This is a genomic window from Rhizobium terrae, assembly GCF_003425685.1.
Classification (GTDB): Bacteria; Pseudomonadota; Alphaproteobacteria; order Rhizobiales; family Rhizobiaceae; genus Neorhizobium; species Neorhizobium terrae.
Window position 1 is genome coordinate 128317 of sequence record NZ_QJKM01000008.1, and the last position, 15606, is coordinate 143922.

The window sequence follows — 15606 nt, forward strand, 5'->3', positions numbered from 1 at the left end:
CCCTCTCTGCTCAAGTCTTTTGCCGTTTCGTTTTTCAAGCCATTGCCCACAAAGCGTTTATCCGATGATGCGGGAAAACCGACGCTTCGTCCAGAGACGTTGCTTGCGAAAAGTGTATACCAGTTTGATGAACTCGATTTGAGGATGACGGATTTTGCTTGACTTTCGTCTGAAAGGTATACAAAAATCTAATCAGGATGCCTGACAAGGCAGTCGGCTCCGGCCGAGGGAGGAAAAATCATGACCCAGACCAGAAAGCCGTTCATCGTTGGCATCGGCGGCACGCAGCGCCCCGGGTCGAGCTCGGAGCTCGCCCTTCGTTATTGTCTTTCCGCAGCCGAAAAGGCCGGGGCCGAAACGGACATCATCTGTGGTGCGGCGCTCGAACTGCCGCTTTTCGATCCCGGCGTCACCCACCGCACGCCTGCCACGCTCCGCCTCATCCAGGCGCTCCGCCGCGCCGATGGCGTCGTCATCGCGACGCCGAGCTACCATGGCGGCATGTCCGGCATGATCAAGAATGCCATCGACTACACGGAAGACATGCGCGGGGACGCGCGCTCCTATTTCGACGGCCGCGCGGTTGGCTGCATCGTCTGCGCCGCCGGCGATCAGGCGCTCGGCTCGGGCCTGATGGGCCTGCGCATGGTCGTGCATGCGTTGCGTGGCTGGCCGACACCCTATGCCGCCACCATCAAGTCCAATGAAAAGCCCTTTATCGACGGCCAGCCGGCCAGGCGGGAAGTCGCCCAGGCTCTTGAAATCGTCGCCTCGCAGGTGGTGGATTTCGCCCGGATGGTGATGGCCTCCCGCGTCGAAGACGTCACCCCGCGCCTCGTTGTCGCCAACTGATTTCATTCCAAGTGATCACCATCGGACCGTTTCGCCGGTCAAAGGGCAGCGGTCCATGCGGAGTTTTCCATGAAGTTCAACTTCTTCCACCTGATGCCTTATCCGGACTACGACAAGCTGCCGCATGAATGGCCTGTCAGCACGCATGGCATCGACAGCAGGCGCATTCAGGGCCTCTACAACGAATATATCGACGAGATGGTCGATGCCGAAAACTACGGTTTCGACTGGGTGGGCTGCAACGAGCACCACTACAGCCCCTACGGCCTGATGTCGAACCCGAACCTGATCGCCGGTGCGCTCGCCCGCCAGACCAGCAAGGCCAAGATCGCCATTGTCGGCAACCTGCTGCCGCTGCTCAACCCGATCCGCGTCGCCGAAGAATATGCGATGATCGACGTCATGTCCGGCGGACGCCTGATCGCCGGCTTCCTGCGCGGCATCCCGCACGAATATATCGCCTACAACATCCCGCCGAGCGAATCCCGCAGCCGGCTCCGCGAAGCGGCCGAACTCATCATCAAGGCCTGGACCGAGGACGAGCCCTTCGGCTGGGAAGGCGAACATTACCAGTTCCCGGCCGTCTCGATCTGGCCGAAGCCGATCCAGAAGCCGCATCCGCGCATCCTGATGTCCGCCAGCAATGCGGAATCGGCGGAATTCGTCGCCAAGATGCGCGCCATCATGGGCATCACGCTGATCCAGAATATCGGCGCCGCCAAGGACGCGGTTGACTATTTCAAGAAGACCGCCCGGTCCTATGGCTGGGAGCCGACGCCGGACGATATTCTGGTCGGCCAGCAGATCTGCATTGCCGATACGGACGAGGAGGCGAAGCACCACATGGCCTCCGCCCAGACTTACTTTCACCAGACGCTGATGCGTCCGCAACGCTCCGCGCAACAGTTGGTTCTCGGCCAGAGCCGCTATTACACGGAAGCCGATGCCGGCGAGAATTTCCAGAAGCGCCTCGCGACGCTGCGCGGCCGCACCGTGGACGAGCAGATCGAAGCCGGTTCGATCATCTGCGGCAGCCCGGAATCGGTAGTCAAGCAGATCAGGCGCCTGCGCCAGGAACTCGACTGCGGTCTCCTGAACCTGACGATCAAGGTCGGCAACATGCCGGGCAGCGTCGTTCGCCGCGGCATGGAACTGTTCCGCGACCGCGTTGCCCCTGAAGTCGCCAGCTTGTAAGAGGGAGTTCGATCCATGGCTTTCGAATTGAAGACGATCGAGCTTTCCGGCGGCAAGCTCTCCTACCATGTCGGCGGCGAGGGCACGCCGGTTCTCTATCTCCACGCAGCCGGCGGTATCATGCTCACCGAGCCGCTGAAGGCGCTCACGGCCAATCACACGGTCTACGCACCGATCTGCCCCGGCTTCGACGGTACGGAGGGTAATGACGACTTGGCGACCGTGCGGGATTGGGCGGCGATGGTCGCCGAGTTCGCCGAAAAGGTCGTTGGCCCGCGTTTCGACGTGATCGGCTCCTCCTTCGGCAGCTGGACCGCGCTCTGGCTTGCGGCGGAAAACCCGAAGATGGTCGACCATCTGATCCTGCAGGTGCCGGCCGGCTTCCGTTTCGGCGGCAAGGGCGGTCTTCCGGCCGATCCCGAAGCGCGCTTCAAGGCGCTTTATGCCCACCCGCAGAAGATCACCTCCACGCCGAAATCGCCCGAGATCATGGGCGCCAACGGCAAGACTTACGAGCGCCTCGCCAAGAATGTTCAGGTTGACGAGGCACTCAGCGCGCGCCTGCCTTCGATCGAAGCCGTGACGCTCATTCTGCTGGGTACGGAAGACAGCGTCGTGCCGGCCGAAGCAGGCGCGCACCTGAAACGCAACATCCCGACGTCGCAGCGTGCCTTCATCTTCGATGCGGCCCATTCGGTTGAGGTCGACCAGCCGGAGCGCACGCTTCGCCTCTGGAAGGATTTCCTGAAGCGTGGCCCCGGTTATGTGCTGAACCAGGGGCCGGACGCCGCTTGATACAGGGGCCAAAGGCCTCCTGCCCGATCCCCTCGGGAAAAATTCCCCTCCCAGGGAAGCTTGGCCCGGACTTCGGTCCGGGCCTTTTTTCTTGGGGTTGGAGGCTTACGTCTCTTCCGTCATTCCTGTGCTTGTCACAGGAATCCAGCCACGCGAAGTCGTTCGCGTGAAAGGACCTTTCCGCGCCGCAGACGCGACGCTGCTGGATCCCTGTGACAAGCACAGGGATGACGATGGCAGAGGTGTGGGCACTATCGAAAACAGAACCCGCAGTCGTCAATTTCCACGAATCCAAAAATTTCAACATTGACGGATCGAGTATGTCTATTATGAATTGAGTTGCGTTTTGCATCAGGATGGCCCAAGAGCCGCGGGCAGAACGCCATCGTCCGGCCGATATCGGGCGGTGCGCAAGGGAGGAATGGCATGATCGGTGAAGAAGTCAGGCGCAAGGAAGATTTCCGGTTGATCACCGGCCGGGGCGAATATGCAGACGACCTGAAATACGAAAACACGGCCTATGCCGCCTTCGTCCGCTCGCCGCATGCGCACGCGATCATCCGCAGCATCGATACTTCCGCCGCGCTGGAAATGCCCGGCGTATTGGCCGTCGTCACCGGCGAGGATCTGGTTGCCGCCGGCATCAAGCCGATCCCGCATGCGATCGGCAGTTCGCAATTCGGCTCCGATATCCGCATCAAGAACCGCGACGGCTCCGAGCGCGCCCGCACCCACCATCAGGCGCTGCCGACCGACAAGGCCCGCTTCGTCGGCGAGGCGATCGTCATGGTCGTCGCTGAGAGCACCAATCTCGCCAAGGACGCGGCGGAAGCCGTGATGATCGACTGGCAGGAACTGCCCGCCGTCGTGCGCGGCGTCGACGCTCTGGAAGACGGTGCGCCTCAGCTCTGGGATCACGTGCCCGGCAATCTCGCCATGGATGGCGAAGTGGGCGACCCCGCAGGCACCGCGGACGCCTTCGCCAAGGCGGCGCATGTGCTGGAATTCGAAAGCTGGGCGCAGCGCGTCACCGGTGTCCACATGGAACCGCGCTCCTCGTCGGCCGAATACGATCCCGAAACCGGCAAGTTCACCATCCACGCTTCCGGCGGACATGGCGTGGTGATGATGCGCGAGCAGATCGCCGCCTCGCTCGGCGTCGACATGGCCTTCGTGCGTGTCAAGGCGCCCCGCGATGTCGGCGGCAATTTCGGCACCCGCAACGCCACTTATCCGGAATTCATCGCGCTGCCCTATGCTGCCAAGCTGATCGGCCGGCCGGTCAAGCACCAGGCCGAGCGCATCGAAGCCTTCCTCTCGGATTTCCAGGGCCGCGACCTCTATGTGAAGGCACGTCTGGCGCTCGATGAGAACGGCAAGTTCCTCGCCTTCCATTCGGTCAATACCAGCAATATCGGCGCCCATACGGTCTCCTACACCGCCCTCAACAAGGGCATCCAGCTGATGACCAGCCTCTACCGCGTGCCGGTCGCGCATGTGGAATTCCGCGCCGCGATGACCAACACGGTCTCGACCATTCCCTACCGCAGCGCTGGCCGTCCCGAAGCGATGTACATCATCGAACGGATGATCGACCTCGCCGCCCGCAAATTCGGCTTCGATCGCATCGAACTCCGCCGTATCAACATGATCCCGGAAGAAGAGTGTCCCTACGCCAACCCCGTCGGCGTCACCTATGACAACGGCGATTACATCGGCTGCATGGACAAGGTGCTGGACATGGCCGACTGGAAGGGTTTCGAGGCCCGCCGGGCCGAGGCGAAGTCGCGCGGAAAACTGCGCGGCATCGGCATGTCCAACTATATCGAGGGCACCAGCGGCGTGCCGCGCGAACGCGCCGAGATCACCGTCGATCCGACCTCCGGCATCGTCGACGTGGTGATCGGCACCCAGAATACGGGGCAGGGGCACGAGACCGCCTTCGCCCAGCTCGTCGGCTCCTTCCTCGGCATTTCCCACGAGGTCGTGCAGATCCGCGCCAGCGACACGGATTTCGTCTCCGCCGGCGGCGGCTCGCATTCCGGCCGGTCGCTGCGCTTCTCCTCGATCGTCATGCACAAGGCGACCGCCGAGATCATCGAACGCGGCAGGAAGATCGCCGCCTTCATGCTCGACGTGAAGCCGGAAGACATCGACTATACCGAAGGCCATTTTCGCGCCCGCGGCTCGAACGGCGTGATGAGCCTGTTCGAGGCGGCGGAAGCCGCCGAAACCGATCTCGGCCTGCCGGACGAGCTGAAGGGCGTGCTTGCCGCGATCGCCGACGAGACGACCCACGGGCTCGCCTACCCTTACGGCTCCGCCGTCTGCGAGATCGAGATCGATCCTGAGACCGGTTTCTATGAAATCCCGCGTTATTCGACGGTCGACGATGTCGGGAAGGCACTTAACCCGATGATCGTCGACGGCCAGACCCATGGCGGCATCGTGCAGGGTGCCGGCCAGGCGATGTTCGAATGGTCGCATTACGACCGCGAGACCGGCCAGAATCTGGCGGCGACCTTCATGGACTACCAGGTGGCGCGCGCCTCGGATTTCCCGAGCTTCGACACCCATATCAGCGAAGTGCCGGCGAAGAGCCATCCGCTCGGCTTCCGCCCGGGCGGGGAGGGTGGTACGACCCCGTCGCTCGGCGTCATCGTCAACACGATCACCGATGCGCTCGCCGAGCTCGGCGTCCGCCATATCGAAATGCCGGTGACGCCGTTCCGCATCTGGCAGGCGATCCAGGCAGCCAAGGCCAATCGGGGAAAGTCCATTCAGTGAATACGAGGCGGAAGCCCATGAGGAGGAAGAAATGTCCGAAGTCCTGATTTCCACGAGGGGGAACGTCCTCGAGATCGTCCTCAACCGCCCCGACAAGGGCAATGCGCTCACGCCGGAAATGGCGGACACCATCACCGCCGCGCTGAGGTCGCTTCCGCCGGAAACCCGCGTCGTGCTGATGAAGGCGAACGGCCCGGATTTCTGCACCGGGAGAGCCGCCGCGATGCCCGCCCCCGGCATCCGCGCCACCGCGCTCGACCTGCGCGGCGCGATCTCCGATCCGGTGCTCGATTTCTATGAAGTGCTGCGCGAAATCCCGGTTCCGTTCATCACCGCCGTCAGCGGCAAGGCCGCCGGCGTCGGCTGCGCCATCGCGGCTCTGGCGGATGTTGCGATCGCCGCCGACACCGCCACCTTCCAGGTGCCGGAAATGAACCACGACATCGCCCCGACGCTGGTTCTGAACGCGCTCGCCGACCGCATCTCGCGCGCCGCTCTCGCCCGTATGGTCTTCACCCGCGACATCATACCGGCCGCCGAAGCCAAGGTTCTCGGCGTCATCGGTATCACCGTTCCCGCCGACGGCCTCGACGCCGAAGTTACCCGCGTCGTCGGCCAGCTCGAAAAGAACTCGGTCCCGACCGTGCGTGGCATCAAGGCATTCATTTCGATGAGCCCGGAGACATCGTTCGCGTCGCGCAAGGAACTCGCCGCGCTGATCAACTGCGTCGCGACGGCGGAGAAGTTCAGGTAGAACCGGAAAAGGTTGATTTTAGGCGTTGTCTGAGCATTTCAGGCCTGATGTTTCGGCCGCGCCTGAAAACGCCTAGAATAATCACAAGATCATCTTCGATTGCGAAAGCTATCGATGCGCTGCGTCGGTAACCGATGATGCGTAGTTTCGGTACCGCGCCCTGACGAACCGTTCCACGTTCCGGAAATGGAAGAAGGCCTTCGACAAGGTCGTAAATACCACCAACATAGTCGCCCGCCGTAACAGGGCCGGCTGCTGCGCTTATCGCGTCATAGATTGCATCGAGCTCCATTTCGGCCAGTTCGTGCAAACGAATGCGGTAGTTCATCCGCTATCTGGCTTTCGCCATCTCAGTTTTGTGCTTTTTTTCAAAACGAGCACGGGCGGCGTCGAATGAAACCGCCTTGGATGGATCGTTCTTCAGGTCAGCATAGCGGTTGGGAATTTCTTTCGACAGCCATTCTTCAAGCTCGGCTTCGAATTCCTGAAGCATTTCCAGCCCGGCGTGAATGACGTCGTTGCGATCGTTGTAGCGGCCGGACTCAAGCTGCCGCTGAATGAATTGCTCATCTTGCTCGGGTAACGTTTCGTGACGGGACATGACAATCTCCTTACCTCAATTATGGAATGAGGGAGGAGGCTCCGCAATACCTAAAGCCCCAGTCCCTCCGTCACGAACTCCTCCAACGCCTCCGTCGCCGCCGGGGAGATCGCCACGATTGCCCGCGCATCCAGATCGAAGACGATCGCGATCGACTGCATCGAGCCGTAGACCCGGCCGGTGAACGGATCGACCATCCAGAAAATGAGCGACATGGTGCGCTTGTCGGCCTTCTGCAGGCCAGCCCAGATCTCGAAACAATCGCCGATGCGCGGTGTTTCGCCATAAACGATGCGGAATTCCAAGACCGCGCCGCCCACCTTTCCGGGTGGCGTCTCCGCAAGTTCCGCAACGCAGGCGCGCAGCGGCCCGGTGAGCTGCTTCACCCCGCTGCCGACGGCGCCGATGAACTTCTGGGAAACCATGCGACCGAACGCATCGCAGCTGTCCCGTTCGATCAGGCTCATGGCAGTGCGCTTCAGCCCCAGGTGGATCGCCCGGTCGCGGGAGGCTGTGACTGTGACCGGGTCGTCATCCGTGCCGCGCGGCGCGGCCTCCTTCGGCGTTTCGACGAGCGATGCCGCGGCCTTTTCCCGAAAGGCGTCCGGCCAGGCAAGCGGCGTCGCGCCATCGGCGGCCTGCACATGCGTCAGCCGTACCCGGAAGGTCGCGGCGACCTGTCCGCTTTCGCTGTGATGCAGAACGAGCACGGCAAAGGCCATCGTCTCGCCGACCTCCAGGAAGCCTGCGGTCATATGCAGCGGCGCGCCGCCATGCGCCTCGCGGTGGAAGCGGATATGGTGTTCGTTGAAGGCGATGGTCGTGACGGCATCCGGCGAGAACAGGCCGGGCAGGCCGTTGAAGCCGAAGAGCATGGCAAGCCCTTCGTTGGCGCGGGCCACATAATACTGGGTGTTCCAGTGGCCCATCTCGTCCACCTCCCACTGGCGCGCGCTGCCCCGCCACACTTCGATCATTTCGACACTCACGCTATGTCCTCCTGAAGCACGATCCGGCCCTTCACGGCACCCTTGTGCAGCCTTGCCATCGCGTCGTTGATCTCGGACTTCGGCACGGCCTCGTAGGGGATGGCGGCAAGCCTTCCGGTCCTTGCCAGGTCCACGAGGTCGCGCAACTCCTGCAGCGAACCGGTGATGCTGCCGATCAGGCTCAAACCGCCCTGCGCCATGCGCATGGTCGGAATGGTGAACTGGCCACCGAACATGCCGACCATGATAATGCGCCCGCCGCGTGCAAGCGCCGGGAAGGAGAAAGCGACCGTTTCGCTGTTGTTGACGAAATCGATGATCGTGCGCACCGGCCTGCCGACCGCGTCAACGATCTTCTTCGTTACGTCTTCGCCGGTGGAAAGCACCGCCTTGTGGGCGCCGGCCCCCATCGCCGTCTTCAGCTTTTCCTCGGACACATCCACCACGACGATGTTTTCATGCCCGAGCGCCTTGAGGATGACGATGCCGCTCAACCCCAGCCCGCCGGCGCCGACCACGACGATCGCCTCGTCGGAACGCGCCGGCATGGCCTTGGCGATGGCCGAATAGGCGGTGAGGCCCGAGCAGGCATAGGTGGCGGCAAGCGCTGGGTCGAGATCGCCGGTATCGATCAGGTAGCGGCTCGCCGGCACGACCACATGGCTGCCGAAGCCACCCGGCCGGCGCATGCCGAGCGGACGGCCCTGCATGCACAGGTTCTCCCGGCCGGCCCGGCAGGTTTCGCATTCGCCGCAGCCGAGCCAGGGATAAACAAGACGGCGCTCGCCGACCTTCACATCCGTCACATCGGGGCCGATGGCGGCGACGGTGCCGAGAATCTCATGGCCAAGCGTCAGCGGGTGCTTCATGCCGATGCTGTCGATCGAGACCTTTTTGTCGCCCATGTCGAACACGCCTTTCCAGAGCGTGATGTCCGAATGGCAGAGGCCGCAATGGGAGACCGATACGACCACTTCGCCGCCCACCGGCCGGGGCGTCGTCTCCTCGACTTCGCGCAGTACTTCCGACGCCTGAAAAACCTGCCATGACCGCATAATTCTGCTCCTCCCAGATGCATGCCAAAGGCATATCAGGCTGCCTGTTATGTGGCAATTGGGAAATGGCACCTCTGCCGGTCAGCATAGGCCGTGACGAGTGGCAGCGGTTTCGCTGCGAGGCGTTGTCCGGCGGGTCGAAATGGACGGGCGAGAGGACTACTCTCCTTTTTCTCCCGCTTCGATCGCGGCTTCCGCCCCGGCAATCGCCTTGTCCAGCAGCGCGAGAAAAGCCTGCCGCTCCTGCGGCGAGAGGTTCCGCAGCAGGTCCGCTTCGTGTTCCGGTATGGAAGCCTCCACCAGTGCGGCCGCCTCGATGCCGGCCTGCGTCAGCCGCAATTCGTAAACGCGCCCGTCTTCCGCCGAGCGGTCCCGTTCGACGAGCTTCTGCTTGATGAGGGGCGTGAGCGACTGGATCAGCGTCGGCGCCTCGATCCTGAGCCGCCGGGCAAGGGCGATCTGGCTGATGCCGGGATGGCTGCGGATCAGAAGCAGCACGCCGCCCTGGACCGGCGTGACGGAAAGCCCGCGGGTGCGGAACCAGCCCTGCCAGTGACTGCCGAACAGCGATTGCAGCCGCCGGATGCGGATGCCGACGATGCCGGGCAGCAGGGCGGCCGGGTCGGCTTCGTGATCGTCCTCTGCGTCCGGCGTCCTCGGGCCGGAACTCATTTCCTGTCCCAGTTGTCGTAAACCTTCACATCCATCGAGCCGATACCTTCGAACGTGCCGTGCAGCACGTCGCCGGCGGCGATCGGGGCCACGCCTTCCGGCGTGCCGGTCATGATGATGTCGCCAGGATGAAGCGTATAGGCCTTGGAGGCAAATTCGATCAGCTTCTGGACGTTGAAGATCAGCATTTTGGTGTTCGATTTCTGGCGCGTCTCGCCGCCGATCGTCAGCTCGAAATCGAGGTTGTTAGGCTCGGGGATCTCGTCCGCCGTCACCACATAGGGGCCGAGCACGCTGAACGTGTCGAGCGACTTGCGATAACTGCGCTCTTCCGGGCCGCGGATGGTGATGTCGTAGCAGATCGCATAACCGGCGACGTAATCCAGTGCCTCGGTTTCGGAAATCCGAAAACCCTTTTTGCCGATGATGACCGCAAGTTCGATCTCATGGTCGGTGCGGCGGTCGTTCCAGTCGACGACCACGCCTTCCGAGGGACCGATCAGCGAACTGGTCGCCTTCAGGAAGACGCCCGCCTCGGCAATCGGCTTGATCTTCATGCCGTGATGCAGCTGGTCGCTGTCGAGCACCTCGTCGAGATGCAGGCGGTAGTTGACCGGTGCGCCGACGATCTTGCCCGGATTGGCGATCGGGCTCAAGAGCGCCACATCGGCGAGCTTCTTCGAAGGTGCCGTCTTCGCCATTTCCTCCATGAGGGGCCGCAGTTCGGCGAAATGCGCCATGAGCTGGTCGCCATGCGGGAAGGGGTAGCGGTAGTTCGGCAGGCGGTCGAGCACGGCGGTGACATCCTTCACCTCGTCGCCGATCACCACGCCCAGACGATGATCGTCAAAGCGACAGAAACGCATTTTTCTCTCCTCGGGTGTTCTGAACTCTGGAGCGGGGCATCCGGATCAAGCCCGGACGCGATCCTCTCGGAAATAACCGAGCTTCTCCTGGGCAACGCGGTCGGAGAAGCAGAAAACGACGACATCCTCGTTCGCCTTGAACGAGCGCCACGACCAGCCGGGCACGATGATGACGTCCTTCGGGCCGAAATCGAAGGTCTTTGCGCCGATCGCGATCGAGCCCGTGCCTTCCGCGATGCACATGACGATATGGTCCGTCGAGCGGATCTTCGCCGTCTCCATGCCCTTCGGGAAATGGCTCAGCCAGGCCGACATGGTGGGCATGGTCCAGCCGCCGTCGAGCGGGTTGGCATAGCGCAGCGTCGTGCCGATATGGGCGTCGATCGCTTCGCCGCGCGAAGCCCGGTACAGCGCCTCGCGGCTGCGTTCGTAAGGGTAGTTGAAGATCGGCGTCGTCTGGCCGTAGGGGCTGGTGCCGCCGATCGGCAGCATGCCGGAACCGAAACGGGCAAGTGAATCGCCCTCCGGCCGCAGGATCTCCTGTTCGGCGTCGTTGTAGTCCTCGCGGAACACCGCTTCGAAGAAGGCGATCATCGGCACGTCGAGACCGTCCAGCCAGGCGGCCGGGTCGGAGCCGTCATTGCCGTGGTCGTGCCAGGCCCAGACCGGGGTGATGACGAAATCGCCGAAAGCCATGCGGGTGCGCTCGCCGCCGACGGATGTATAGGCGTCGGTGCCTTCCAGCATGAAGCGCAGCGCAGACGGCGTATGGCGATGCGCGGGCGCCACTTCGCCCGGCATGATGATCTGGATGCCGGCGTAAAGCGTCGAGGTGGCGCGCGATTGGCCCGGGAAGGACGGGTTCTCGAGGATCAGCACACGGCGCTCGGCCTCTTCGGCGGTGAGCAGGTTGCCGGATTCGAGAATTAGCGGGCGGATCTCGTCGTACCGCCAGCGGTGCGCCTGCGCCTTCGACGTGGGCTCCGGCGGCAGCATGCCCTTCATCACTTCCCAGAGCGGCGCCATGTTGTGCGGCTTGAGCCGCCCGTAAAATTCCTCGCGTTTCGCGATGGTCGCCGCATCGATCTCGTGCATGGAATCCTCCTCCTCGGCTCCTCCAGCCACGGATCGTAAGGTATACTAATTATTTTGAGGGCGTCAATTGCGGAAGGGATCCTACGCATCTCTGCTCCAACTGCAAAGGGCGCTACGGATTTTAAAGGTAACGCTGACCCAAGGCTTTGACATCCACATTCCCTGAAAAAAAGCAGCAGGGATGTCGATCCATATGTATGTCGTGCCAGAGTTCCATTTAGAAATGGTCAGCCAGCAAGAGCGGGTCGATTGTATCTCTCAGTATAAGACGCAGAATCTTCCCCCATTTACCTTTTGTGATACTTACTTCTTCTACTCTTTCTACCGAAGACCAAACGATGAGTTTGTAGGAGGGCTGATGTACGATGCCCTCTGACGAAATCGATATGAAAGGCTTCCTGAAATTTACCGAGATCCCCGGTACGTCGTATACAGCAAACCAAAGGACGAGATGATCAAATATAATATCGCCATGTCTGCCGATGTCAGTCGATTCGTCCCATCGATCAAGATAAGCGATTCGAATTGCCTTCGGCTCGAATTCACCTCTCCGCCGCACCTTTAGGCCTGCTCGGCCCTAATCGACTGAGGGCATTTGCGCCTAGGAAGGCAAAGACCGCGAGTATCAGAGAAAATGGCGATATCACTACCGCAAGTATCATTGCGGCTGCGGCGTCACTGCACTGTACGGACTCAGGGCAACCTCTATCGATGGAATCGCCCCATGGAGCTAGCCCTACGATACAGAAGATGAAAGATATCACCAACGCCGCGGAGGCCAGTAGATATATGCTGATCAAAAGCATTGATCGGAATAAGCCCGAACGAGGTTTGATGTGATCATCGGAGCCACCCATGGACTTATTCTTCTTTGGAGTGGCTATCTTTAGCCACATCTGAGTAATCCAGATCTTTTATATTCGACAAACATAGAGCAACTAGTAAAAAATAAAACTTAGTATAGTTTATTAAGTTGGTAATTTCAATGCTCTGCCTTGTTTGTGGCGGGGCAAGTTATCACCGCCCCGCCGCACCCTTTGCCTTGATCGCCTTCGGTGCTGGCGGCGTGCCATCTTCCTCGCCCTTCTCCCCACGTCCCGGCGCGCCCAATCGTTCAGAAAGCCTGTGCGTCGCCGCCAAGAGCGCGTCGAGCGTGGGCTTCTTGCGCGTGCCGGAGAGCTGCTTGTCGGAGCCGAGCACGGTCATCGTCGCGACGATGCGGCCGCTGTAGTCGAAGATCGGCGCGGCCATGGCGGCGAAGCTCGAATTGATGCTGTTCACCGTCATCGCATAACCCTGCTTGCGCACGGTCTCGATGATCTTGTGGATGTCCTTGGCCGTGGTGACACGCGGCGCGAGCGCGGCGGTTTCTTCCGACTGGTCCCGCTTGTTGGCGCTGATTTCGTCCTGCCGCACCGCCGCCGTCTCGCTTTCGTCCAGATAGGAGAGGAACACCTGGCCGGTGGCGGAGGTGAGCAGCGGCAGGACATAACCGAGCCGCACGGCCAGCGATCCCTGCCGCTCGCCGTCCACCTTGGAGACGATGCCGGGGCCGCGGTCGCCCCAGAGCGAGAGGTATGTGGCGAAGCCGATCGCCCGCTGCAGCGTCGCCAGTTCCTCGCGCGCATATTCCACCACGTCGAGCTGGCGGATGGCGGAGAGGCCGAGCTGGATCGCAAAACGGCCAAGCCCGTAATGGCCGGTCACGGGGTCCTGGAAGGCGACGCCTTCCTTGACGAAGCTGACGAGATAAAGATGCGCCTTGGAGGGCGGCATGCCGGCCGCAGCGGCGATATCGCGCAGCGGCAGGGGTCCGTTGGCGGCCTCCATGGCGCGGATGACCTGAAAGCCGACCTCGATCGATTGAATGCGGCGCTGGGTCCACTCCTCCGGCGCCTTGGCCTTATCTGCTGGCATGCTAAATCCCCTGTGTTCCCAGATAATTATCTTTATATTTGCAACAGGTCGAGCCTGCTTTATGCGTAGTTTTCCACAGCCTGGAAGGCGGTGGCCAGGTCGTTTGCGTCAAGCCGGCGCTCCTGGTTGACCATGAACGGGCTTTTCGCACACCTTGCCGCGAGTTCCGCGATCGCCGCCCCGTCGGCGGCGGGCAGGCCGAGATCGGCGAGACGGCGCGGCATGCCGATCTCGTCGCAGAAGGAAAACAGCGGTCTCAGCTCGTCCTCAGGACGCCCTTCAGCCACCGCCTGCACCAGTGTGCCATAGGCGGCATGTTCTCCGTGCAGCGACTGTTTTCGAACCGGCTCGATCGCGCCGAGTTCGGTCGCAACCGCATGGGCGACGGACAGGCCGGTGTTTTCGAAGGCAACGGCGCTGAGCCAGAGGATCGCCTCTATAACCGCCTCGAGGTCCGGCGTCACCTCGCCGCTGCCGGCCACCTTCATGGCGCCCGGACCATGCTCCAGCAGCATCTTGTAGCACATATCGCCCAGCAAAACGCCGGTCTTCAGCGGCCGGGTGCCCTGTTTGGAAAGGCCTGTGCCCTTCCACGCCGCTTCGGTCTCGAACTTGGCGGTCAGCGCATCGCCGATGCCGCCGCGAAGCAGCCGGGCAGGGGCCCTGGCGATGATCGCCGTATCGACGATCACGAAAGCCGGGTTCTCGTCCATCTGCTCGACCGCGACCATCGTGTGATGGTCGTCGTAGATGACGATGCCGCGGGTCGAGGGCGCATCGGTGGAGGCGACCGTCGGCACGCTGACGAAGGGCAGGCCGGTGCGGCGCGCGACACCCTTGGCGACATCCAGCGTGCGCCCGCCGCCGATGCCGGCCACCACTTCGCCGCTCCGGCGGCGCACCTCTTCGGCCAGCCGGTCCATTTCCTTAATTGTGACGTCCATATCGAAGGGGATGACAGCCGCGGAAATGTCCTGCCGGTTGAGCGTTTCGGTGAGCTCCGCCTCGATCTGCGGCAGCACAAGCGCGTCGCAGATCGCCACGACCGACCGGCCGAGCGTCGCCGCCTTTTCTCCGAGCTGGCCGAGGGCGCCAGGACCCTGGATATAAAAGGCCGGCGCCCGGAAAATGCGCGTCATCGACTCCCCCCGCATGCTGCAGCGTAAAATGCTATACAACATTATCAAAGGAATGGGAGTTCGGCCAAAGTCGAATTGATTTTGCGGGAGTGCGCCCTTGGGGCCGAGCGGTCAGACGAGATCGGCGAGATAGGTGTTTTCCGCCCGGGACTTCGCATAGGCGGCCATATCGATATCGGCGATGATCAGCGCCTCGCCCTCGGCCGGGGCCTCTGCGATCAGCTTGCCGTCGGGTGCCGCGATGCGCGACAGGCCGGCATAGGAAAACAGGTCGTCGGAGCCCGCGTGATTGATATAGGCAACGAAAACCTGGTTCTCGAAGGCGCGCACCCGGATCATGTGTTCGGCGATGAATGCGCCTGACCAGCCGGTCGGCAGTGCCGTCGGCACCACGACGAGATCGGCCCCGCCTTTGGCAAGCTGCCGGACATTTTCCGGGAATTCCACGTCGTAACAGATCAGGAAGCCGATCCTGATGCCGCCGAGCGTCACGAGAACCTGCCGCCGGTCCTCCTGGCGGAACCATGCCCGCTCATAAGGTCCGTAAAGATTGCATTTGCGGTAGACGGCCGTCTGGCCCTTGCCATCGGTGAAGAAGGCGCTGTTGAAGGTCGCCTCATGGGTTTCTTCGGCAAAACCCGCGACGATGGCGATGCCGTGCCTTGCTGCAATCTCCGTCAGCTGATCGGTGACGAGCCCGTGGGCCGGCGTCGCCAGATCGGGAAACTGGTCGGCCGCGCCATACCCGGTCAGCGCCAGTTCCGGTGCGATGAGCAGTGCCGCGCCCTGGGCCGCCGCCTCCTTCGCCGCAGCTTCGATCTTTTCCAGATTGGCGTCGACATCGCCGACGACCGGCTGCATCTGGTATCCGGCAATTTTCATCTGTCAGT

15 protein-coding genes are annotated in these 15606 nt (G+C 62.1%); 5 read left to right on the top strand and 10 right to left on the bottom strand.

All coding sequences use genetic code 11. From position 1 onward, the window contains the following. The first annotated feature begins 240 nt into the window (after window positions 1-240). The 5 genes from DMO26_RS16385 to DMO26_RS16405 all read left to right on the top strand — a co-directional run bounded on the left by DMO26_RS16385 (window position 241) and on the right by DMO26_RS16405 (window position 6382). Window positions 241-852 (top strand): NADPH-dependent FMN reductase, encoded by a 612-nt coding sequence (locus DMO26_RS16385; RefSeq protein ID WP_117193222.1) that lies wholly within the window; start codon window positions 241-243, stop codon window positions 850-852. A 69-nt stretch (window positions 853-921) separates the two neighbouring features. Then, window positions 922-2046, top strand: a complete 1125-nt coding sequence (locus DMO26_RS16390) for an LLM class flavin-dependent oxidoreductase (RefSeq protein WP_117193223.1) — start codon at window positions 922-924, stop codon at window positions 2044-2046. Between the two features lie 15 nt (window positions 2047-2061). Then, window positions 2062-2841, top strand: a complete 780-nt coding sequence (locus DMO26_RS16395) for an alpha/beta fold hydrolase (RefSeq protein WP_117193224.1) — start codon at window positions 2062-2064, stop codon at window positions 2839-2841. A gap of 426 nt (window positions 2842-3267) precedes the next feature. After that, on the top strand, window positions 3268-5628 hold the full coding sequence (locus tag DMO26_RS16400) for a xanthine dehydrogenase family protein molybdopterin-binding subunit (RefSeq protein WP_117193225.1): 2361 nt from the start codon (window positions 3268-3270) through the stop codon (window positions 5626-5628). Between the two features lie 31 nt (window positions 5629-5659). Further along, window positions 5660-6382, top strand: a complete 723-nt coding sequence (locus DMO26_RS16405; protein ID WP_117193226.1) for an enoyl-CoA hydratase/isomerase family protein — start codon at window positions 5660-5662, stop codon at window positions 6380-6382. Here DMO26_RS16405 and DMO26_RS16410 read toward each other — a convergent pair. From DMO26_RS16410 to DMO26_RS16465, 10 genes are all read right to left on the bottom strand, one after another. Further along, window positions 6375-6710, bottom strand: coding sequence for a type II toxin-antitoxin system RelE/ParE family toxin (locus tag DMO26_RS16410; protein WP_117193227.1), 336 nt, complete (start codon window positions 6708-6710; stop codon window positions 6375-6377). The two genes, DMO26_RS16405 and DMO26_RS16410, sit on opposite strands and share 8 nt — an antisense overlap. A 3-nt stretch (window positions 6711-6713) precedes the next feature. Further along, a complete protein-coding gene (locus tag DMO26_RS16415) occupies window positions 6714-6983 on the bottom strand; it encodes a type II toxin-antitoxin system ParD family antitoxin (RefSeq protein WP_117193228.1) in 270 nt (89 codons plus the stop codon). 50 nt (window positions 6984-7033) lie between these two features. After that, entirely contained in the window at window positions 7034-7972 is a 939-nt protein-coding gene (locus DMO26_RS16420) for a thioesterase family protein (RefSeq protein ID WP_117193229.1), read from the bottom strand. Then, on the bottom strand, window positions 7969-9027 hold the full coding sequence (locus tag DMO26_RS16425; RefSeq protein ID WP_117193230.1) for an alcohol dehydrogenase: 1059 nt from the start codon (window positions 9025-9027) through the stop codon (window positions 7969-7971). Before DMO26_RS16425 ends, DMO26_RS16420 begins: the two co-directional genes overlap by 4 nt. Window positions 9028-9186: 159 nt before the next feature. After that, on the bottom strand, window positions 9187-9699 hold the full coding sequence (locus DMO26_RS16430) for a MarR family winged helix-turn-helix transcriptional regulator (RefSeq protein ID WP_117193231.1): 513 nt from the start codon (window positions 9697-9699) through the stop codon (window positions 9187-9189). Next, the gene (locus tag DMO26_RS16435; RefSeq protein ID WP_117193232.1) at window positions 9696-10565 is read right to left on the bottom strand and encodes a fumarylacetoacetate hydrolase family protein; all 870 of its coding nucleotides are present in this window, start codon (window positions 10563-10565) and stop codon (window positions 9696-9698) included. Before DMO26_RS16435 ends, DMO26_RS16430 begins: the two co-directional genes overlap by 4 nt. Before the next feature lie 45 nt (window positions 10566-10610). Next, on the bottom strand, window positions 10611-11660 hold the full coding sequence (gene gtdA, locus DMO26_RS16440) for a gentisate 1,2-dioxygenase (RefSeq protein ID WP_117193233.1): 1050 nt from the start codon (window positions 11658-11660) through the stop codon (window positions 10611-10613). A 1017-nt stretch (window positions 11661-12677) separates the two neighbouring features. Beyond that, complete coding sequence (locus DMO26_RS16455; protein WP_117193236.1) at window positions 12678-13577, bottom strand: IclR family transcriptional regulator; 900 nt, start codon at window positions 13575-13577, stop codon at window positions 12678-12680. 59 nt (window positions 13578-13636) lie between these two features. After that, a complete protein-coding gene (locus DMO26_RS16460) occupies window positions 13637-14716 on the bottom strand; it encodes a glycerol dehydrogenase (RefSeq protein WP_162894937.1) in 1080 nt (359 codons plus the stop codon). Between the two features lie 111 nt (window positions 14717-14827). Next, window positions 14828-15598, bottom strand: coding sequence for a carbon-nitrogen hydrolase family protein (locus tag DMO26_RS16465; protein ID WP_117193238.1), 771 nt, complete (start codon window positions 15596-15598; stop codon window positions 14828-14830). Between the last annotated feature and the right edge of the window lie 8 nt (window positions 15599-15606).